Here is a 20,850-nt window from a genome sequence, read left to right on the forward strand (position 1 = left end):
CTTGACGCGCTACTACGCGGTGTTCGCCACCGATAAGCCCGGCATGCGCGAAGTGCGTGATCGCGTGCGGGCGGTGCATCGCACTTATCTGCGCTCGGCGTCGCAGCGCGGCGTGTTCGTGAGGCTGGGCGGCTCCACGCTCGCGCCGCATTGCGACGCGCTGAACGGCACGCTGCTCGTGATCGAGGCGGAAGCCTACGACGACGTGATGCGCTTCGTGCGCGACGATCCGTATACGCTGGCGGGCGTATTCGAGCGCGTCGAGATTCGTCCTTGGGACTGGAACCTTGGCAATCCTGAGCAACGGGTGTGAACCATGGACATCGTGAGCCTGTGTTGCCTCGCAGATGTGCCCGACGGCGGCGCGCGCGTGATCGATGCCGCGCTGGCGGGGCGGCCCGTCGTCGTCGTGCGGCGTGCGGGGCAGGTGTGGGCGTATGAGAATCGCTGCCCGCACTTCTCGGTGCCACTCGACTACGAGCCAGGCCGTGTGCCGACGTACAGGGCGCAAGTCATCATGTGCGCGCATCACAGCGCGTTGTTTCGCTTCGAAGACGGGCAGTGCATCGACGGGCCGTGCACCGGCGCGAAGCTCGACGCCGTACCCGTATGGGTCGACGCGCAGGCGAATGTCATGGTGCATCGGGACAGTGCGTAGTCATCCTGATCAATAACTCGCGTACGCGCGTTGTGCTGCACGTGGACCCGTGCGTGCGGTGTGAGTCCACGTGTTCGCGTGCGAGCCGCGCAGCGCCCGCCGCCGCGGTCAAGCCCGCTTGATGAGCCCCAGTTGCGTGAGCGCCGTCACGCCATCGTCGAGTCCCAGTTCTTCCACGATCATTCCGTCCTTCAATCGCAGCACCGTGGTGCCGGTGAAGTGCATCTTGCGGCCGCTCGCGGCCGGCAAGGTTCCGGCGAGAAGGTCGCCGAACGCCGGCCCGGTATGGGTGCCGCCGCCTTCCCACTGACCCACGACATAGTCGCCTTCGGCGATGAGGTCGGCGGTGCCCCAGAAGTTCAGATCGGGGAACGCCGCGCGGAAATCCGTCATGAACGCCACGATGTCTTCGCGGCCGCGGCGCGGTTCGTGCAGCGAATATTTGAGCAGCATGTCCGGCGCGGCGATTGCGTCGACGACGCCGAGGTCGCATGTTTCGCCCCAGAAGCTCGTGAACCAGCGGCCAACGATCGCCTTGTTGCCCTCTTGCATCGACATATTCGACTCCTTGCTGATAGTCGGTGACGGTGAAGCAGGATTGCTCCGCCTCGAACCCACGATATCGATCGGCATTGCGGGCAGATACCCGTTTCTTGCCGTGAAATTCGCGCAATAGTGTGCGTCGAGTTAGATAGCAAGATCCGGATCGGAACGCGCCGCGCGCTAGCGTAATGTTGTCGCCGAGGCGGTGGTGATACGCTGTCTCGCGGCTGGTGGCGCGGGATTTGCGCGCGCTGCGGGCACAATTCAAGCAAAAATGCGGGTTGCCAACGGAGGAGCAAATGCCATGAGAGCCGCAGCCATGAGGGCCGAGAAGGCGGATTCCGGAACATACGATTGGGCCGAGATCGAGCGATCGCTCGATGCGCGCGGCAACGCCGTGCTGCCTCGCGTGCTTAGGCCCGAGCAATGTGAAAAGCTCGCGGCCCTGTATGCGAAAGAAGACGGCTTCCGCTCGCGCATCGTCATGGCGCGCCACAATTTCGGGCGTGGCGAATACAAGTACTTCGCGTATCCGCTGCCGCCGTTGCTGCATCGGCTACGGCATGCGCTGTATCCGTATCTCGCGCCGATCGCCAATCGCTGGAACCGGCAAATGGGCGTCGACATGCAGTACCCGGACGAACTGGACGCGTTTCTCGAGCAATGCCGCCGGGCGGGGCAGACGCGCCCGACACCGCTCATCCTCGAGTACGGTCCGGGCGACTACAACTGCCTGCATCAGGACCTCTACGGCGAGCATGTGTTTCCGCTACAGGTGGCGATTCTGCTTTCCCGACCCGGCACCGACTTCGAAGGCGGCGAGTTCGTGATGACGGAGAGCGCGCCGAACGGCCAGCGCGCAGAAGTGATTCCGCTGGAGCAGGGCGACGCCGTGCTGTTCACCGTCAATCAGCGGCCTGCGCTGAACCGGCGCGGGGGCACGCGCAAGGTGGCCATGCGGCACGGCGTCAGCGTGGTGCGCAGCGGGAAACGTCACACGGTGGGCCTTATTTTTCACGATTCGCGCTAGTGCCCGAACATCGCGCAATTCAGGCGGGTTCGACGAGGGAGGACTGCATCATGCAACTGTTTTCAAGCCATATCGAGTCGCCGCTGGGCGACATCACGCTCGTGAGCGACGCACAGCAAAATATTCGCGCGCTCGAATTCTCCGATCATCGCGCTCGCCTGCATCGCGGCCTGCGCGAGCGCTACGGCAGCACCGCGCTGACCGAGGTCCCCGCGCCAGCCACGATCGCCAGCGCTTTGGCTCGCTATTTTGCAGGCGAGCTGAATGCACTCGATTGTCTCGCCGTCGTCATGCCGGGTTCCGAGCTTCAACAGCAGGTTTGGGCTGCGCTGCGGCGCATTCCTGCCGGCAGCACCACGAGCTACGGCGAGCTTGCGAGGGAACTCGGATTCGGCGACCCGCGCGCGGCCATCGACATCGGCGCGGCCAACGGGGCGAATCCCATCGCCATCGTCGTGCCGTGCCATCGCGTGATTGCGCGTAACGGCGAGCTCAAGGGCTACGCCTGGGGCTTGCATCGAAAGCGCTGGCTGCTCGAACACGAGAAGGCGATCGCGGCCAGCCCCGATGTGCCGCAAACGGCGACGTTGCCTGGCTTCTAACGCGAACGGATCTGCGCTCATGACTTCACCCGCCACCCCGCTCGACACGTTGGACTGGACCGCGATCGCCGCGCAACTGGACAGCGAAGGCTACGCGCTGGTGCCTCGCGCCGTGGCGCCGGACCACGCCCGTGCGCTTGCGCGCGAGGCCGGTGCGTCGGGCGCATTGCACCGTGTCGCGCTGGATTCCGTCGATCTCGGGCGCGGCGATCTGTTCTACTTCGGCGCCAGCCTGCCGCAGCCGTTGCCGCAATGGCGCGCGGCCTTCTATCGCAGGTTGGCGCATGTCGCCAATCGCTGGAACGAGACGCTGAACATTGCGTATCGCTACCCCGCGGAACTGGATGAATTTCTGGAGCACAACCGGCAGGCAGGGCAAACGCAGGCGCAGTCACATCTGAACCGGCTGCGCGCCGACGACTATCTGGGCTTGCATCAACGCAGCCACGGCGAGCATGTGTTTCCGCTACAGGTCGTCGCGTTGCTCTCGGAGCCGGGGCAAGACTTCACGGGCGGCGAACTGGTGCTGACCGAGCAGCGCCCGCGCATGCAATCGCGGCCGATGGTCGTGCCGCTCGCGCGCGGCGACGCGGCCATCATCGCCACGGGCCAGCGGCCGTTCAAGGGAAGCAGCGGCTACTACCGGGTGAACCTCAGGCATGCGATCAGCCGAGTGCGCGAAGGCGAACGGATCGGCATGGAATTGTCGTTTCACGACGCGCCTGAAGCGAGCCGGAATCAGCACAAATTCGCTCAGGATGCCTGAATAATTTCCACTACGTGGACGCTGCGTGCCTTCACGCCTGAGCGTCGAAACGCCCTTGCGCGAGCCCGCGCTCTTAACGCAACTAACTGCCGATCCAGCCCACCCCGGGCAAACGCCGCTTCGCGGCGCGCTGAATTCGTGTCAAACGGGCCTGCAGAAGCGGGAGCCCGGCCCAGGGACTTCCCTTAAGAACACTTTATCAACTATTTATCGATAAATTCTCGTGATAGATTCCCGGGCTGCATCGAGCGCCATGGGGAAGGACGGGTACGCACGTTCGGCCTCGTGAGTCCGACGCCATACACGCAGCAACAGGAAACAAACGAAGCGGAGGAGAAATGCTGGTTCTGATAGGGGTGCCGATCGTCGTGATCGGCTTCGCGTTGCGCCTGAACGCGCTGCTCGTCGTGACCGCGGCGGGAATCGCGACCGGCGTGGCCGGCGGCCTGCACACGGTCGAGATCGTCAGCGCGTTCGGCAAGGCTTTCGCCGACAACCGCTATATGGGCCTCGTCTGGCTTACGCTGCCCGTGATCGCGCTGCTCGAGCGCAACGGCCTGCGCGAACAGGCGAAACAACTCATTTCGCGCGTGCATGCCGCCACCACCGGCCGCGTGCTGATGCTCTACTTCGTGATCCGCCAGATCACGGCCGCGCTCGGGCTGACTTCGCTCGGCGGCCACGCGCAGATGGTGCGCCCGCTGATCGCGCCGATGGCCGAAGCCGCCGCCACGAAGCGCCACGGCGAGCTGCCCGACGCCGTGCGCCAGCAGATTCGCGCCAACGCTTCGGCCGTCGACAACATCGCCGTCTTCTTCGGCGAGGACATCTTCATTGCGATCCAGTCGATCCTGCTCATCAAGGGGTTCCTCGAGCAGAACGGCATCGTCGTCGAGCCGTTGCAGGTGTCCGTCTGGGCGATACCCACGGCCCTCGCGGCGCTCGTCATCCATTGCGTGCGCCTCAAGCTGCTCGATCACCGTCTCTCTCGCAGCCTCTACGTGCCGGGCACGGCGCGCCGCCAGGGGGCTGCATCGTGATCCGCCTCGAATCGCTTTATGTCGTCGCGGGCCTGATGTTCGCGTCGTTTGCCGTCTTCAATCTGCTCGATCGCGCGAACCCGCGGCGCGTCATCAACTTCGTGTTTTGGGGCGTCTATGCCGTGACGTTCCTGTTCGGCGGCGTGCTGCCGCATTTCGTCATGGGCTGTCTCGCCATCGCGCTCGCCTTGATCGCGGGCACCGGCAAGCTTGGTCGCAGCCCGTCGGCCGGCGAAAGCGGCGAGGCCGCGATGCGCCGCGAGCAGGGCGCGCGCCGCTTCGGCAACCGGCTCTTCATTCCCGCGCTGTTGATCCCCGCCGTCACGCTGGTCGGCACGCTCACGCTCAAATACGTGCCCTTCATCGAAACGAAGAACGTCACGCTCATCTCGCTCGTGCTCGCGACGCTCGTCGCATTCGCCGTCGCGCTCGCGATGCTGCGTGATTCGCCCACGCACGCGCTCAAAGGGGCGCGGCACACCATGGATGCCGTCGGCTGGGCCGCGATCCTGCCGCAGATGCTCGCGGCGCTCGGCGCGCTATTCGCCGCTGCTGGTGTGGGCCATGTCGTGTCCGAACTCGTGACGAACTGGATTCCGCAAAATTCGGCATTTGCCGTCGTGGCCGCCTACACTTTCGGCATGGCGCTGTTCACGATGATCATGGGCAACGCGTTCGCCGCCTTTCCGGTGATGACCGCGGGCATCGGCCTGCCGTTGATCGTGCATCAGTTCCACGGCAATCCGGCGATCCTCGGTGCGATCGGCATGCTTTCGGGTTTCTGCGGCACGCTCATGACGCCAATGGCCGCGAACTTCAACATCGTCCCGGCAGCGCTGCTCGAACTGAGCGACAAGAACGGCGTGATCAAGGCGCAATGGCCTACCGCCGTGCTGCTGCTGATCGTCAACACGCTGCTGATGTATTGCTTCGTTTTCCGGTTCTGATGAGCTCACGATGACCACACACCTCACCGCCGCCCATGCCTCGAAGTTCGCGACGCTTGCGCTCGCCCACCTCACGCGCGAGTACCCGAACAAGCTGACTCACTCGCTCGCAGGTCCGCAGGACGTCCAGAGTCCGCGCGCGCTGCACCCGGTCTTTTATGGCAGCTACGACTGGCACTCGTGCGTGCACGGCTACTGGCTCGTGCTGCATCTGCTGGAACGTTTTCCCGACCTGCCCGAGGCGCGGCAAATCATCGCCGTGGTCGAAGAACATTTCACCGAGGCGAAGATGGCCGGCGAGCTGGCCTACCTCGATCTGCCGCACAACCGCGGCTTCGAGCGGCCCTATGGCTGGGCGTGGCTGCTCGCGCTGGCGGCACAGGTGGACGCGCTGAAGTTGCCGCACGCCGCGCGCTGGAAGGCAGCGCTTGCGCCGCTGACCGAATTGTTCGTCGAGCGCTTCGAGGAATTCCTGCCGAAGGCGACCTATCCGCTGCGAGTGGGCACTCACTTCAATACGGCTTTCGCGCTCACGCTTGCGTACGATTTCGCGAAAGCGACCTCGCGTCCGGCGTTGGTCACGCTGATCGAGGAGACCGCCACGCGCTGGCACGCGAACGATGCAGGCTGCCAGGCGTGGGAGCCAGGCGGCGACGAGTTCCTTTCGCCCGCGCTGTGCGTGGCCTTGCTGATGAGCCGCGTGCTGCCGGCGCAGGATTTCGAGCCGTGGTTCACGCGCTTCTTGCCCAACCTCGCGGCGCGCGAGCCCGCCACGCTGTTTGTGCCGGCCACCGTGACCGACCGCAGCGACGGCAAGATCGCCCACCTCGACGGGCTCAATCTGAGCCGCGCCTGGTGCCAGCGCACGCTCGCGCGCGCACTGCCGGCAGGAGACGCGCGCGTGGCGGTGCTCAACGACGCCGCGCAAACGCATCTGGCCGGCGCGCTCGAACATGTGGCAGGCGACTATATGGGCGAGCACTGGCTCGCGAGCTTCGCGACGCTCGCACTCGAAGCTTGAAACGTGGGGGCGCGTGCCATTGCATGCGCCCCTGGCCTCCTATCCGGACTGAAGATTTGCGCGCCAGCGGTCGATATAACGGACTTGCGCCCGCGCCGCGGCCGCGATTCGGTGTGCCTACGCCGGCGCGGGGCTTCGAATCAACCCAACTCCTGAAAGGCCATGCAAGTCGAGAAATTCATGACGAGCCGCGTCGTCACCATCGGTTTCGACGACACGCTCGCGACGGTTCGCGAGATCTTCGAGAAGGCGGGCTTTCACCATCTGCTCGTGGTGGAAGAGGGCAAGCTGCAAGGCGTCGTTTCGGACCGCGACCTGCTGCGCGCGATCAGTCCGTTCATCGACAGCGTGGTCGAATCCGCGCGCGATCTGGGCACGCTGAACAAGCGCGCGCACCAGATCATGAGCCGCAAGCCGCTCACGCTGCGGCCCGACTCGAGCCTTTCCGAGGCCGTGGCCCTCTTTCTCTCCAACAACATTTCGTGCATCCCGATCGTCGACGCCGAGTTCCGTCCGGTCGGCATCGTGAGCTGGCGCGACGTGCTGCGCTATCTCGCGCCAGCGGACGAGGCCGCCGCCGGCACACAGCAGGAAGGCCGCGTGTAAGCGCCCACTTCGCTGCCGGGCTCACGCGTATGCAACGCGCATTCGGCCAGCTGCTAACGCTCGTACTTCTTTTGCGCGAACCATAAAGTTCGCGTCCTCTCCTGCCGTTGTTATGAACTGGGCGCTTAATCAGCCTGATTGCCTCGGTCGCACCGAGGCAGACGCACCCGAACCAACGATGGAACTAGACCGGGACGCCTACCGCCTCCAGAGCCATGCGTCCCACGGAGAGAGACCAGGAATGTTTCACAAGCTGTCAATACGCGCGAGCCTGACCCTGATGATCGCCTTCTTCGGGATCGTCCTGATTATCGGGGCTGCCACCGGGCTCCTGTCGATGCAGGCGGGCAACGCCTCGCTGCGCACCATGTACACCGTCGATACGCCGGCCGTCGCGGACCTCGAAGGCAGCGCCGGCCAGCTGCTGCGTCTGCGCCTCGCGCTCGCCACCTATGCGTCGCTTGCCGAGCTCGGCGACCAGGACGCCGCAAACGCGGTGCTCAAGCGCTTCGACCAGTATCTGAAGACCTCGAACGATCGTCTGGATCACTATCTGTCGATCGCGGGCGGCGAAGGCGAGCAGCAGGACCTCATCGCCGACATGCAGGGCAAGCGCAACAGCTTCCTGCAGGATGGCGTCGACCCGGCGCTCGCGGCGCTCAAGGCCGGTGACAAGGCGGCGTTCCAGGAACTGCAGGGCCACAAGATGCCCGCGCTCTACAACAACTACGAAAAAGCGATGCTCGTGCTCGAGAAGCGCCAGATCGATCTCGGCGCGCAGCGCTACCAGGATGCGCAAGACCGCTTCAAGGTCGTGAGCATCGTGGTGGCCGTGGGCATGGCGCTGTCGCTCTTGTGCGCGTGGATTGGCCGCGTTGCGCTCATGCGGGCGATCGTGCATCCCGTCGATGCGGCCATCGCGCAGTTCCAGCGCATCGCCGCCGGCGACCTGAGCGGCAGGGTCGCGGCGACGAGCAACAACGAAATGGGCCGCCTGCAGGCGGCGCTGCGCCAGATGCAGGACGCGCTCATCAAGATGGTCAGCACCGTGCGCGAAGGCGCGGAGTCGATCGACAAGGGCGTGAGCGAGATCGCCGCGGGCAACACGGATTTGTCGCAACGCACCGAGCAGCAGGCTGCGTCGCTCGAAGAAACGGCCGCGAGCATCGAAGAACTCACCTCCACCGTCAAGCAGACCGCCGAGAACGCCCTCCAGGCCAGCACGCTCGCCGAGGGCGCATCGGGCCTCGCGGCGCAGGGCGGCGCGCTCTCGCGCGAAGTGGTGGGCACCATGCAGGACATCGTGGGCGATTCGCGCCGCGTGGGCGAGATCGTGGGCGTGATCGAGGCCATCGCGTTCCAGACCAACATCCTCGCGCTCAACGCCGCAGTGGAAGCGGCGCGTGCGGGCGAGGAAGGGCGCGGCTTCGCCGTGGTCGCGAGCGAAGTGCGCTCGCTCGCGCAGCGCAGCGCCGCGGCGGCGAAGGAGATCAAGGAGCTGATCGAGTCGTCGACCTCGCGCGTCGAAACCGGCGCGAGCCTCGTCGAGCGCTCGGGTTCGACCATGGGCGAGATCGTCCAGGCCATCGCGCGCGTGAGCGCGATCATGAACGAGATCGCTTCGGCGGCTTCGGAGCAGAGCACGGGCATCGATCAGGTCAACGTCGCCGTTGGCCAGATGGACCTCGTCACGCAGCAGAACGCCGCGCTGGTGGAGCAGGCTTCGGCCGCGGCTTCCTCGCTCGAAAATGAAGCGCACCGGCTGAGCGCCGCAGTTTCGGTGTTCCGCACCGGGCGGGCCGGCTAACACAGCCAACGCGCATGCTGCAAGGCGCAAACGGCTCGCTGCCGTTTGCCGGTTATAGTCGTGATTTCCCGATTCCCGAGTGGAGACACGATGCAGCTTCTCGATCATGTGTCGATCGGCGTTCCCGATATCGACGCAGCGCGGCCTTTCTACGATGCGATCATGAGCACGCTGGGCGCGGTCAAGGTCTATGACCGCCCCAACGCGCTCGGCTATGGCGAGCGCTGCAGCGCTGCCGATACGCAGTCGTCGTTTCTCGCCGTCTATCTCGATGCGAGCGCCATCGAATCGAACAAGCGGCACTGGTGCTTCAAGGCGGCCTCGCACGCGCAGGTCGATGCGTTCCATGCAGCCGGACTTGCGGCTGGCGGGCGCTCGGACGGCGATCCCGGCCTGCGGCCGCATTATCACGCGAGCTATTACGCCGCGTTCCTCGTCGACCCAGCCGGCAATCGGGTCGAGGCCGTGTGCCATTCGGCGTCGGCCTGAAGCTTCGCTTCGAGCGCACGGCGCGCCATTGCGCGCCGTCCTCCCTGTAGTCGATGCGTTGCCGCTCGCCGTGCTCGCGCATGGCGAGCGGCGCGCCTTTCCCACGCTTGCGCGGCGGCCTCTCTCTCGACGGAGGAGGCGAAGCGCGCTTCGTCCACGTCGAATTCCGGGCCGGCCGTTCTCACGAGTGCCGTGAGCCCGTCAATCCCAATGCGCAATAAATATTCGCACATCGATGTGGTCGCGCCCACATACAACGTGCAGTGGCTGGTATTAGCTAGTTCCAGGGCGCAATGTCGAACTGCCGCTGCGGCACTCAGCGCTATCGAGTCCGTCTTCATCGCGCAGCTCCCGACCCGGGCGGGCGAGTCCAACGCGTTCTTGCCGCTGGTCTTCATCGTCGAGACAGGTTCATGCGAGTGAAGGGTCGTTCCGGGCGTGAGCAAGGGAGGCACCATTGGACACAGACGATCACGGGCCGTATGACGCGCTGACCGACAAGATCCGCAAAGAAGAATGCGCGATGCTCGAAGAAGAATTCCGGCTTCTGCATCCGGAGGCCGGCGCCGAGTGGATCGATCGCGCGGCGAGTATCGAGGCTCGCGAGCGTGCGTTGCGGCGTCATATCCACGAGCTACACGGCGAGGAAAGCCGCATGGCATTGTGCTTCTCCGGCGGCGGCATTCGCAGCGCCACGTTCTGCCTCGGCGTGCTGCAGGGGCTCGCGAAGCGCGGCATGCTGCGCAAGTTCCACTATCTCTCGACGGTGTCGGGAGGCGGATATATCGGCAGCTGGCTCACGAGCTGGATCCAGCGCACCTCGCTCGACACCGTGCTCATTGCTCTCGGCCATCCTCCGCCGCCCACGAACGGGCCGCCCAATGCGCCCCATGAGCCCGAGCCCGCTGCGATTCGCAACCTGCGCGCGTATAGCAACTATCTGAGCCCGGTGTGGGGCGTTTCGGCCGACCTGTTCACGCTGCTCATGACCTTCGCGCGCAACCTGTTGCTCAACTGGCTCGTATTCGTGCCGCTGCTGGTGGCGGCGGTGATGGTGCCGCGATTGCTGCTGCTCGGGGCGCTGCAACCATGCACGAATACGTGCACGATCTCGCTCCTGATCGCCGCGGCGGCGCTCATCGCGCTCAGCCACGGCTACATGATCGCCGATATGACCAGCGAGCCCGCCAGGTCGGCATCGGAAATACCAGACTGGTTCCTCGGTGCCAGCTTCGCCCCGCTCGCGCTCGCCGCCGTGCTGTTAAGCCGGGTGGCCATTCACGCGAGTGGTCTGACATTGAATGTCGCCAGCTTGCTGTGGTTTGCGCTCGCGGGCGCCGTCGTGCAGATCGCCGCGATTGCGCTCAGCTACTGCTGGCGGCGCTGGCGCGGGATCGCGCCGTACTGGCATCTGCCGCGGCCATGGGTGCTGCTTGCCATAGTGGGCAGCGGGGTGGCCTTCGCGCCGTGCTACCTGGCGCTCGTCATCTATTTCGCTCACCTTGCAACGCATGCCAACCCGAAGCCGCCTGTTGTCCTCGACTACGTAGCCTGGTCGTTTCCGGTCGTGATGCTTGGCCTGTGGGTCGCGACGACACTGCAGGCGGGCGTGACAGGGCACCTGAACCGGGGCATCGTCGAGGAGCGGCGCAATCGTACCGGCAACGACAAACCACCGGGCATGGAGGCTTACCGTGAATGGTGGGCGCGCGCGAGCGCATATTCGCTCTTCGCCGTGCTCGTCTGGATCGGCATGTTCTCGATCATGATCTACGCTGTCCCCTGGTTGCTCGCAGGGGGCGGCGCAGCCAATGCCGACGAATCGGGCCACGGCACGCTGCGCCACCTCGGGATCGGCGGCGGGCTGATGGGCATTGCCGTGAGTCTCGCAGGATACTGGAGCAAGACGACGGCGACACTCAAGAAGCGCGCGCCCTCGCTCGCCGCGGTTGCGGGAACGCGAGTGCTTCAGATAGCGGCCGCGGCGTTCATCGTAGTACTGCTTATCGTATTGAGCTACGCGGTGAATGCCGCAGTGGGCGCTGCCAACGCGCAGGCGTGGAATACGAAATTGGACTATCTGGAGAACCTCACGCAGGGTTCCTGTGTGCTTCTCTTCGTCAGTTGCGTGGGCATCGTGGCGTTTGCGTGCCTTGCTTCCACCGCGATCGGGGCGAATACATTTTCGCTGCACGGCCTCTATGGAAACCGGCTCGTGCGCGCTTATCTGGGGGCCACCAATCCGCACCGCAACCCGCAATGGTTCACCAATTTCGACGACAAAGACAACTGGCCGATGACCGAATCGCCTCCGCCGTCACGGCTCTACCACGTCGTCAATACGGCGCTGAACCTCGCGAAGCCTTCGAAGCGGCGTCTGGCGTGGCAGCAGCGCAAGGCCACATCCTTCATCGTGTCGCCCGGATATACCGGCAGCAGTACGATCGGATACGTGCCGACGAGTCGCTACGCCGACATCACGCTCGGCCGCGCGATGACGATATCGGGCGCCGCCGCTTCGCCCAACATGGGCTATCACACATCCACGCTCGTGGCGTTCGTGATGGCGCTCTTCAATGTCCGGCTCGGCTGGTGGCTGCCTTCCCCACGCTTCGACACTTCGGAGAACCTCGGGCGTCGTGGGCCCGTCATCGGCATCGGTCCGCTGCTGCGCGAGGCGTTCGCCGCTTCGAGCGACAACAATCCTTTTGTCTACCTCTCCGACGGTGGTCACTTCGAAAATCTCGGCCTCTACGAAATGGTGCGTCGCCGTTGCCGGCGCATCGTGGTCGTCGACGCCGCGGCCGATCCGCAGTACGCGTACGGCGACCTGGAAAACGCGATTCGCAAGATTCGCATCGATTTCGGCATTTCGATTTCGCTTCCTGTGCCGCTCGTGGCGCCGCGCGCCGCTGCGAGCCGGATCCGCATCGGCACGATAGGCTATTCCGCGGTGGATCGCGGGCAGACGGACGGCGAAATCATCCTGATCAAACCGGTCCTGCGCGGCGACGAACCACTGGACGTATGCCGCTACGCCGCAACGAGCAAGCTGCCGGGCGGTGCTTTTCCGCAGGAATCCACCGCGGATCAGTTCTTCACCGAGGCGCAGTTCGAAAGCTACCGCATGCTCGGCGAGCATACTGTTCTGGAGTCCTTCCCGATCTTCGGAGAATGGCCACGAGCGCAACGCGTGACAAGCGGGAACGAGCAAGCGCTCACCGGGCGCGCGGAAGATCGTCCGGCCGCACCGGACGGGGAGGACAAAGCCGATGAGGCGCGTGACAGTTCATTCGCGCAATGGCTGCAGTCGATCGGCCACAACGCGGTCCTCGCCTCCGCGCTCACCATAGGCGGCGCGGTGGGCATCACGCTGCATATCGTGACGCAGGACGTCAAGATCGCCCCTGAGGACAAGAAGCTCATGCAAGCGGGCATTCAGCTGGATGCCACCGACCGCGAGCTGTTGAGCAAGGGTGTGACAATCGATTTCGATCGATCGGGTTTGCCGACGCTGGTCGACGAGCTGAAGCGTTCGGCCGATGACCTGTCTGCTTCGGTCGACCGGTTGGCCAGCACGTTGCAGGCTCAAACGGACGGCACGAATTCCAGTCTATCGGCGCATATTGGCGTGCTTGCGGCCAGCGTGGAGGACCTGAAGAAGTCGATCGAGGGTTTGCCGCCTCCGGCATGGCAGAAGACGGACGTCACCTCGATCTCGCAGTCGCTTGCCCAACTGATTGCGCATGTCGACAACGTCAGCACCACTTTGAATACACGCGATCAGGCCGGCAATGTCGTCTCGACGGGTGCCGAACTCCAGGCGATCAAGGCGCAACTCGAGAGGTTGACGCGCAGTGTCGATGCCATCAACCCGCAACGCAACGTCCGCGGCATTCCGGCGGGTTCGACGCCATGAAACGCCGGGCCTGGATTGCGTGCACAGCGCTATGCGCGGCCGGCTGTGCCTCGGCGCCGGATCTGCAGTCCGGCTGGTACCTGCAGCGGCCGGCCGAGGTTCGGCAAGCCGCGCAAAGCCCAGCGAGCGCTGCAACGCCGGGCGATGATGCCAACCCGCTCGAACTGTACGTCGCCGTATTGAATCGCGGCACCGTTTCCCATAAATTGCGGTGCGTCGTCGTGAATCGCACGGACGCGACGGGCAGCTGGGTCTATTCCGCCGATAACGAATCACTGGAGCCGGGCCAGCTCCGGGTGATCGCCGAGAAGCAATTCAAGCACGCAGCGGGTGCTCCGGCCTCGGCGCAGGCGTGCCCCGCGCCCGACGGTGACGAAGGCACGATGCTCTCACGTTGCGTTGTGCCCGTTTCCGTCAACGTGGTCGTCGATGAATTCGTCACGGTGCGTTCCGACTTTGCCAGTGCGTTGCCGAGCATGCTGCCGGAGAACTGGCAGACGTGTCCCAAGCCGTTGCCGCCGTCGACCGAATAACCCGCGCGAGATGTGTGCCGCAGCGAGCGTCGCAAAAGGGGTCTATTGTGTCGAATGACTCTGCCGTTTGCGGCTATTCATCGGCGCCGGAGTCTACGATGCATCCGACTTGGGGGACCAGGAAATGTCACGGCCTGAACGATACTGGTTTCCAGCCAAGCGCTTTGGCTGGGGCTGGGGGTTTCCCGTCACATGGCAAGGATGGGTGGCGCTGCTCGTGTATGTCGTGCTGCTCTGTCTGGTCATGGTGATTTTCGAACCCCATCAGCATCCATTCGTTTTCACGGTACGGGTGGCCCTCCTGACGCTGGCACTTTGGGCAGTGTGCTGGGTCAAGGGCGAGCCGCCTCGCTGGCACTGGGACAAGGATCGCCGGTGAACGCTTTGCCCCCGCCATCGTGGCGTGCTGCCGCACTTTTTCCTGAAAGGGGGACGTCATGGCACAAGAGCAACCGGACTGCAGCGCTGCGCTGCTGGGCACGTGGAAGCTGCAAGCCTTCACGACCGAAGATCTCGCAACTGGTCAGAAGTCCGAATTGTTCGGCGCGCACCCCAGCGGCTATCTCAGCTATGGTCCCGACTTCCGGATGTACGCGATTTTGCTGGAGGAAGGGCGCAAGGCGCCCGCCGACCTGGTTCCAACCGACGCCGAGCGTATCGACCTCTACAACGGATTCAGCGCATACGCGGGGACCTACAGCATCGAGGGCGACAAGGTGAGCCATTACGTCGACGCATCGTGGAACCAGTCGTGGACGGGGACGACCCAGGTGCGCCAATTCAGAATCGACGGCAAGACGCTGCACATCAGGACACTGCCCGCCCGCAACCCGGTGACGGGCAAGGCATGCATTTCCGAACTGGTATGGGTGAAAGTCGAATAGGCGGGCGCACGGGCGCGCAGGGCACGACATCGCATTGCACGGACTGGCGACTCCGGCGGTGCTTCATGGCTCGTGCAAACGGCGGCTGGAATTTTGCCGCTGCGCACCATGAAATCCCCGCGATTCCGGTAATCGTTTGTACCGATTGAGCGTTTGAAAACTAGTGATACTGTTGTCGCCGCACCCTTAAATGCTGCAATGTGGCGGGCAAATTCTGCTCAACGATCATACTGAATCGGAGACGCATGATGTCCAGGAACAGAGTGTGGCGGAACCTGAGTCGCGTCTTCGCGACGGGGATGGCGGCAGCGGGGCTCGGGCTGGCGGCCGGCGCCCATGCGGCAGGGGAGCCGATCAAGATCGGTGTGATCAGCGAGGAGTCGGCGGTAGCGGGCGCCTCGATCAGCAAGGCGGCGCAACTCGCCGCGGACGAAATCAACGCGAGCGGCGGCGTGGACGGGCGCCCCATCCAGATCATCGCGTATGACGATCACTCGTCCGCGTCGGACGGCGTGCGCGCATTCCAGCGCGCCGCGACGCAGGACAAGGTGGTTGCCGTGATCGGCAGCTACATCAGCGAAGTGGCGCTTGCGATGGAGCCGTGGTCGGCCCGGCTGAAGATGCCCTTCATCACGCCCGGCGCGGCGAGCAACGACATTTCGAAGCACGTTCACGACGACTACGACCACTACAAGTACACGTTTCATGGCTGGATGACGTCGGCGTTCATCGCGCAGTCGATCTGCGATTTTTCGCACGACATACTTGTCGGCCAGTTCAAGATGAAGACGACGGTCGTGATGAGCGAGGACGCGGCGTGGACCAAGCCGCTCGACGAGCGTTATCTGGAATGCCTGCCCAAGGCCGGCCTTCAGGTGCTCGACCATATCCGCTTCAATCCGGATACCTCCGACTTCACGCCGATCTTCAATCAGATCGAGGCGAAGCATCCCGATACGATCACGACGGGCATCAGCCATGTCGGCGTGCAGCCCACGGTGCAATGGCACGACCAGCAGGTGCCGATCCCCTTGTCCGGTCAGAGCTCGCAGGCCACGACCACGAGCTTCTGGAAGGATACGAACGGCGCGACGGAAGGTGTGATCACGGCTTCCGCTGCTGCGCCGGGCGTGGCGATCACGCCGAAGACCGTGCCCTTCACGGATGCGTACCAGAAGAAGTTCGGCGTCTCGCCGGCCTATTGCGGCTTCACGAGCTACGACCTCGTCTACATCCTCGCGGACGCGATCAAACGCAGCAGGGGTTCGACCGATCCCGACCAGCTCGTCGACGCGCTCGAAAAGACCGACTACGTCGGCACGATCGGACGCTGGGCGTTCTATGGCAAGAACGACCAGTTCACGCATGCGCTGAAATATGGGCCCGGCTATATCACGGGCATCGACCTGCAATGGCAAAACGGCAAGCAGGTCGCGCTCTGGCCCAAGTCCATTGCAAACGGCACGGCGAAGTTTCCGGCCTTCGTCAAGCTGCAGCAGGCGAGCGCGAACTAGCCGGCAGGCACCTGGTTGCCTTGCGCGCTCCGGCTCCTCGCGTAGCGAAGGGCCGGAGCGCGCATACCTCGATCCCCCAACCCACATGAAAGGCCGGACATGCTGCTGCTGCAGATACTCGTCGACGGCTTTGCTATCAGCTCCCTGTACGCGCTGGGCGCCATCGGCTTCACGCTGATTTTTGGCGTCTCCGGCATATTGAATCTCGCGCACGGCGGCGTGATGCTGGTCGCCGCGCTGATCGGCTGGATGCTGGCTGGCGAAGCCGGTCTCGGCACCTACCTCGGCACGCTGCTCGGCGTGGTGGCCGGCCTCGTGACCGCCTTCGTTACCTACCTGATGGTGGTGCGGCCCATCCAGCGTTCCGCCGCCATTCCCCGCGAAGAGAAGGAAATCTTCGTGCTCACGGGCACGCTGCTGTGGGGCATCATGATCCAGCAGGGCATGGCGTGGCTCTTCACCGACAACCCGGTGACGATGCGTCCGCTGATCAGCGGCGTGGCGACGGTTGGCAGCGTGCGCGTGCCGTTCAACGAAATCATGATCGCCGTGGTCTGCTGGGCCGTGATCGGCCTGCTGTGGCTGTTCGTGAACCGCACGCGCGCAGGCAAGGCGCTGCTCGCGGCGTCAATGAACCCGCGCGGCCTTACGCTGCTCGGTTTCGAGCTCTCGCGCATCTATCTGCTCGCGTGGACCCTATACGGCGTGCTGGCGGGTATCGCGGGCGTGCTGCTCGCCTCGTTTCTCGGCGTGAGCACGAACAACGCCGGCCAGCTCACGGCGAGCGCGTTCTCGATCGTCGTGCTGGGCGGCCTTGGCAGCGTATCCGGCTCGTTGATGGCCGCGTATGTCGTGGGCTATCTGGAGACCGTCACCGCCTATCTCGTCGCGCCCACCCTGCGGCCGTTGCCCGCGCTGCTGTTGCTGGTGCTTGTCGTGTACGTGCGGCCTCAGGGCTTCCTTGGACGGCGTTAGCGGAGCGAAATGCCATGTCCAATCTTCTTCGTTCGCGTGCGGTATGGGTTGCCGTCGTGCTCGCCGTAGCGGCGGCGACGTTGCCGTGGTGGCTGTCGGGCTACATCTTGGGAGTGCTTACGGTTGCGTACTACTTCGGCGTCTTTGCCATGTCGTGGGACTTGCTGTTCGGCTTCGCGGGTGAGGTCAACTTCGGGCCGACGTTCCTGATCGGACTCGGCGCCTATTCGGCGGCGATACTCGATGCCAGGTGGGGCCTGCCCATACCCGTTTGCGTGATCGCGGGCGGCCTCGTCGCGCTGCTGGGCGGGCTGCTGCTCGCGGTGCCGGCGCTGCGGTTGCGCGGTCCCTATTTCGGTCTCGTCACGCTCGTGGCCGTGCTGCTGCTTCAGAACGCCATCGTGATTTTCGCGGGTGTGACGGGCGGCGAGATCGGCATGATGGTGCCCGACGTGATGTCGGTCGATGCGAGCCACAACTACTGGATCGCGCTCGCGTTCCTGATCGTTTGTGCGATCCTCCTGTTCGGCCTGTCGCGCTCGGCAATCGGCCTGATTCTGCAGGCGAGCGGCCAGGACGCGATCGGCGCGCAGGCGCTGGGCTTCAACGTCACGCGGCACAAGCTCGTGGCCTTCTGCGTGAGCGCCGTCTTCTCGGGCGTGGCCGGGGCGATGCTGGTGTTCTATCAGGGCACGGCTTCGGTCAGCACGGTGGTGGATATCAGCGTAGGCGTGCAAATCATCATCGCGGCCGTGCTCGGCGGGCGCCGCACGATACTCGGCGCTGTGCTCGGTTCGATCTTCTTGATCGTCGCCGGCGAATTCCTGCGCCCGCTAGGCCAGCTCAATACGTTCGTCGTCGCCGCCGTTGCGCTTGCCGCGATCCTGTTCTTTCCGGACGGTCTGCTCGGCAATCTGCTGCGCGTGAGGGAGCGCCAATGAACGACACGCCATTTCTGTCGGTACGCGGGCTGACCAAGCGTTTTGGTGGTCTCGTCGCCGTGAAGGACATTGGCTTCGATATCCGGCCCGGCGAGATTCTCGGCCTGATCGGACCGAATGGGTCCGGCAAGTCGACGGTCATGAAGCTGATCATGGGCATCGAGCGGCCCAACGCGGGGTCGGTAAAAGTCGACGGCGTGGAGATGGCGGGCTGGGCGCCGCACCGCATCGCGCGTGCGGGCGTGGGCATCGTGTTCCAGCATTCGCGGCCGCTGCATCGACAAACGGTGCTGGAGCACATCAAGCTTGCGCTGCTTCCGGATTCGCTCGTCAAGCTCGCTGCCGAGCCGCACGTGCACCAGCGCGCGCAGGAGATCGCGGCACGTGTGGGGCTCGCTGCCGTCATGCATCGTCATCCGGCGACGCTGCCGTTCGCGGACCTGCGGCGCATGGAAATGGCGAAGGCGATCGCGCGCGACCCGAAGGTGGTGCTCGTCGACGAGCCCTTTGCGGGGCTGACCGTAGCGGAATCGGAGGCGTTTTCCGAGCTGATTCGCGGCTTTCGCGCGGAGGGCCGCGCGGTGCTGCTGGTTGATCACAACGTGAAGAGTCTCTCCGCGCTCGCCGATCGCGTGCTCGCAATGTACTTGGGCGAACATGTCGCGGAAGGCACGGCAGAAGAGGTGATGCAGAACGAGACGGTGCGCCGCGTCTATCTGGGCGGCAAGCTCGAACTGCGCCAGCGCACCGGCGGCGCCGGAAATGCGAAGCCGACGATTCTCGAGGTAGCCGACTTACGCGTGCTCTATGACAAGGCGTGCGCGCTCGACGGCGTGAGTCTGCAGGTTCGCGAGGGCGAGTTCGTCTCGGTTGTCGGGCTCAATGGCGCGGGCAAAACGACGCTTTTCAACGCGCTCTCGGGCCTCGTGCCCTACAAGGGCACGATCCGCTTCGACGGGCGGGATCTGCGAGGCATGAGCGGCGCGGCCATCGCGCGCGCGGGTCTCGTGCAATGCCCGGAAACGCGCGAGCTATTCGGCGACATGACGGTTCGCGAGAATCTCGAACTGGGCGGCTATCATCTCGCCGACACCTTCCGCGCGACACAGCTTGCGTGGTTGTTCGACCTCTTTCCCATACTCAAGTCGCGCCAGCGCCAGACCGCGCGCACGCTCTCCGGCGGCGAGCAGCAGATGCTCGCCATCGCGCGTGCGTTGATGACCAAGCCGAAGCTGCTGATTCTCGACGAGCCCACGCTCGGGCTTGCGCCCGTCATCCTCGAGCAGCTTTCGAAGGCGCTGGATGCGCTGCAGAAGTCTACGCCCATCACCGTGCTGCTGGGCGAGCAGAACGTGAGATTCGCGCTGCCGCATGCGGACCGCGTCTATGTGCTCGAGCACGCCCGCATCATCTGGGAAGGCAGCGCGCCGCGCTTCGAAGTGGAAATGGGGCGCGGCTTTCTTGAAGCCGTGCCCTCATGCGACGCGCAGACAACGACCGCCGGCGAGACAGGCGTCAAGGGTCAACTGAACAAGGCTCAGCAGCGCCACGCAAGCCTGTAGCACTACTGAGCGAATTGCGCTTACGCGTCGTGGTATGCCCCTGTACTCACGCCCCGCTGCTGCGGGGCCACCGCGCTTTTCAGCGACGGTATCGACCGGATGACGAGCTTCTCGATTTCCACGACGAGGAAGAACACGATCGCGCCGGCTATGAGCCAGACCCAGGCCGAGAGGGGCAGGGCGTCGGTGGCGAAGATGACATGGAACGGCGCGGCGTAGGTGAACAGGAGCTGCAGCACGATGACACCGGCAATGCCATACCAGAGGTACGGATTGCCCGTGTGGGCGCGCACCGAGAGCGATGAGTTGATCAGGGACCGGCTGTTGAGCAGATAGAAGACCTGACCCATCGTGATCGCGTTGACGGCGGCCGTGCGCGCCATCGGGTCCGAGGCGCCCTGCGATTTCATCCAGAAGAAGGCCGCAAGCGTATAGATGACGAGCGCCGCGCCCACGAAGAGGATGCGCCAGATCCCGAAGCGGGTGACGATCGGCCTGTCGACTGAGCGCGGTGGCCGCTGCATCACGTCCGCTTCGTGAGGCTCGAACGAAATGACGAGGCCGAGCGCAACGGAGGTGACCATGTTCACCCACAGGACCTGCGGCGCGGTGATGGGCAACGTGAAGGCGAACAGGATCGCCACCGCGATCACCGTGCCCTGGGCGACATTCGTTGGCAGCAGGAAGAGCATGGCCTTTTCGATGTTGTTGTAGACCGTGCGTCCCTCCTTCACCGCTGCGGAGATCGAGGCGAAGTTGTCGTCGGCGAGGATCATGCCCGCGGCCTCCTTCGTTACCTCCGTGCCCTTGATGCCCATCGCCACGCCGATGTCGGCCTTCTTGAGCGCCGGCGCATCGTTGACACCGTCGCCCGTCATCGCGACGACCTGCCGGTTGGCCTGGATCGCCTTCACGAGGCGCAGCTTGTGCTCAGGGCTCGCGCGCGCGAACACATCCACGCTGCGAACGCATTCCTGCAGCTCCGCGTCGTTCATCGCCTCGATCTCGGTGCC

General features: G+C 64.5%; 21 protein-coding genes. 19 read left to right on the forward strand and 2 right to left on the reverse strand.

Annotated elements, in window-relative coordinates; all coding sequences use genetic code 11:
* The first annotated feature begins 1 nt into the window (after position 1).
* Together VMJ11_RS22730 and VMJ11_RS22735 are read left to right on the forward strand one after the other, a co-directional pair.
* Positions 2–313, forward strand: coding sequence for a YciI family protein (locus VMJ11_RS22730; protein ID WP_325622025.1), 312 nt, complete (start codon positions 2–4; stop codon positions 311–313).
* 3 nt (positions 314–316) lie between these two features.
* Positions 317–658 (forward strand): Rieske (2Fe-2S) protein, encoded by a 342-nt coding sequence (locus tag VMJ11_RS22735; protein ID WP_325621992.1) that lies wholly within the window; start codon positions 317–319, stop codon positions 656–658.
* A gap of 108 nt (positions 659–766) precedes the next feature.
* On the opposite strand, the gene VMJ11_RS22740 is transcribed toward VMJ11_RS22735, so the two are convergent.
* Entirely contained in the window at positions 767–1,216 is a 450-nt protein-coding gene (locus tag VMJ11_RS22740; protein ID WP_325621994.1) for an ester cyclase, read from the reverse strand.
* Positions 1,217–1,505: 289 nt separating this feature from the next.
* On the opposite strand from VMJ11_RS22740, the gene VMJ11_RS22745 reads away from it, so the two are divergent.
* The 17 genes from VMJ11_RS22745 to VMJ11_RS22825 all read left to right on the forward strand — a co-directional run bounded on the left by VMJ11_RS22745 (position 1,506) and on the right by VMJ11_RS22825 (position 19,837).
* Positions 1,506–2,231 (forward strand): 2OG-Fe(II) oxygenase, encoded by a 726-nt coding sequence (locus VMJ11_RS22745; protein WP_325621995.1) that lies wholly within the window; start codon positions 1,506–1,508, stop codon positions 2,229–2,231.
* 50 nt (positions 2,232–2,281) lie between these two features.
* Positions 2,282–2,833, forward strand: coding sequence for a methylated-DNA--[protein]-cysteine S-methyltransferase (locus tag VMJ11_RS22750; protein ID WP_325621996.1), 552 nt, complete (start codon positions 2,282–2,284; stop codon positions 2,831–2,833).
* 19 nt (positions 2,834–2,852) lie between these two features.
* Positions 2,853–3,599, forward strand: a complete 747-nt coding sequence (locus tag VMJ11_RS22755) for a 2OG-Fe(II) oxygenase (protein WP_325621998.1) — start codon at positions 2,853–2,855, stop codon at positions 3,597–3,599.
* A 338-nt stretch (positions 3,600–3,937) separates the two neighbouring features.
* Positions 3,938–4,639: a DUF969 domain-containing protein gene (locus tag VMJ11_RS22760; protein ID WP_325621999.1), complete on the forward strand. Its 702-nt coding sequence runs from the start codon at positions 3,938–3,940 to the stop codon at positions 4,637–4,639.
* Positions 4,636–5,586 (forward strand): DUF979 domain-containing protein, encoded by a 951-nt coding sequence (locus tag VMJ11_RS22765; protein WP_325622000.1) that lies wholly within the window; start codon positions 4,636–4,638, stop codon positions 5,584–5,586. The genes VMJ11_RS22760 and VMJ11_RS22765 overlap by 4 nt, the downstream gene beginning before the upstream one ends.
* A gap of 10 nt (positions 5,587–5,596) precedes the next feature.
* Positions 5,597–6,607: a DUF2891 domain-containing protein gene (locus VMJ11_RS22770; RefSeq protein WP_325622002.1), complete on the forward strand. Its 1,011-nt coding sequence runs from the start codon at positions 5,597–5,599 to the stop codon at positions 6,605–6,607.
* A 162-nt stretch (positions 6,608–6,769) separates the two neighbouring features.
* Positions 6,770–7,213, forward strand: coding sequence for a CBS domain-containing protein (locus VMJ11_RS22775; RefSeq protein WP_325622004.1), 444 nt, complete (start codon positions 6,770–6,772; stop codon positions 7,211–7,213).
* Positions 7,214–7,454: 241 nt separating this feature from the next.
* The gene (locus tag VMJ11_RS22780; RefSeq protein WP_325622006.1) at positions 7,455–9,020 is read left to right on the forward strand and encodes a methyl-accepting chemotaxis protein; all 1,566 of its coding nucleotides are present in this window, start codon (positions 7,455–7,457) and stop codon (positions 9,018–9,020) included.
* 90 nt (positions 9,021–9,110) lie between these two features.
* On the forward strand, positions 9,111–9,509 hold the full coding sequence (locus VMJ11_RS22785; RefSeq protein WP_325622007.1) for a VOC family protein: 399 nt from the start codon (positions 9,111–9,113) through the stop codon (positions 9,507–9,509).
* A 457-nt stretch (positions 9,510–9,966) separates the two neighbouring features.
* Positions 9,967–13,428: a hypothetical protein gene (locus VMJ11_RS22790; protein ID WP_325622009.1), complete on the forward strand. Its 3,462-nt coding sequence runs from the start codon at positions 9,967–9,969 to the stop codon at positions 13,426–13,428.
* Positions 13,425–13,961: a hypothetical protein gene (locus VMJ11_RS22795; RefSeq protein WP_325622011.1), complete on the forward strand. Its 537-nt coding sequence runs from the start codon at positions 13,425–13,427 to the stop codon at positions 13,959–13,961. Before VMJ11_RS22790 ends, VMJ11_RS22795 begins: the two co-directional genes overlap by 4 nt.
* A 124-nt stretch (positions 13,962–14,085) precedes the next feature.
* A complete protein-coding gene (locus tag VMJ11_RS22800; protein ID WP_325622013.1) occupies positions 14,086–14,340 on the forward strand; it encodes a hypothetical protein in 255 nt (84 codons plus the stop codon).
* Between the two features lie 58 nt (positions 14,341–14,398).
* The gene (locus VMJ11_RS22805) at positions 14,399–14,845 is read left to right on the forward strand and encodes a lipocalin-like domain-containing protein (RefSeq protein WP_325622015.1); all 447 of its coding nucleotides are present in this window, start codon (positions 14,399–14,401) and stop codon (positions 14,843–14,845) included.
* 248 nt (positions 14,846–15,093) lie between these two features.
* Positions 15,094–16,359: an ABC transporter substrate-binding protein gene (locus tag VMJ11_RS22810; protein ID WP_325622027.1), complete on the forward strand. Its 1,266-nt coding sequence runs from the start codon at positions 15,094–15,096 to the stop codon at positions 16,357–16,359.
* Positions 16,360–16,458: 99 nt separating this feature from the next.
* On the forward strand, positions 16,459–17,334 hold the full coding sequence (locus VMJ11_RS22815) for a branched-chain amino acid ABC transporter permease (RefSeq protein WP_325622017.1): 876 nt from the start codon (positions 16,459–16,461) through the stop codon (positions 17,332–17,334).
* A 14-nt stretch (positions 17,335–17,348) separates the two neighbouring features.
* A complete protein-coding gene (locus VMJ11_RS22820) occupies positions 17,349–18,275 on the forward strand; it encodes a branched-chain amino acid ABC transporter permease (RefSeq protein ID WP_325622019.1) in 927 nt (308 codons plus the stop codon).
* Positions 18,272–19,837 carry an ATP-binding cassette domain-containing protein gene (locus VMJ11_RS22825; protein ID WP_325622021.1) on the forward strand — a complete coding sequence of 522 codons (1,566 nt, stop codon included), beginning with the start codon at positions 18,272–18,274 and terminating at the stop codon, positions 19,835–19,837. Before VMJ11_RS22820 ends, VMJ11_RS22825 begins: the two co-directional genes overlap by 4 nt.
* 20 nt (positions 19,838–19,857) lie before the next feature.
* Here the strand turns inward: VMJ11_RS22825 and VMJ11_RS22830 are convergent.
* Positions 19,858–20,850: HAD-IC family P-type ATPase (locus VMJ11_RS22830; protein WP_325622023.1), on the reverse strand; the 993-nt coding region annotated here is incomplete at its 5' end.

Source organism: Paraburkholderia sp. (genome assembly GCF_035501035.1).
GTDB lineage: Bacteria > Pseudomonadota > Gammaproteobacteria > Burkholderiales > Burkholderiaceae > Paraburkholderia.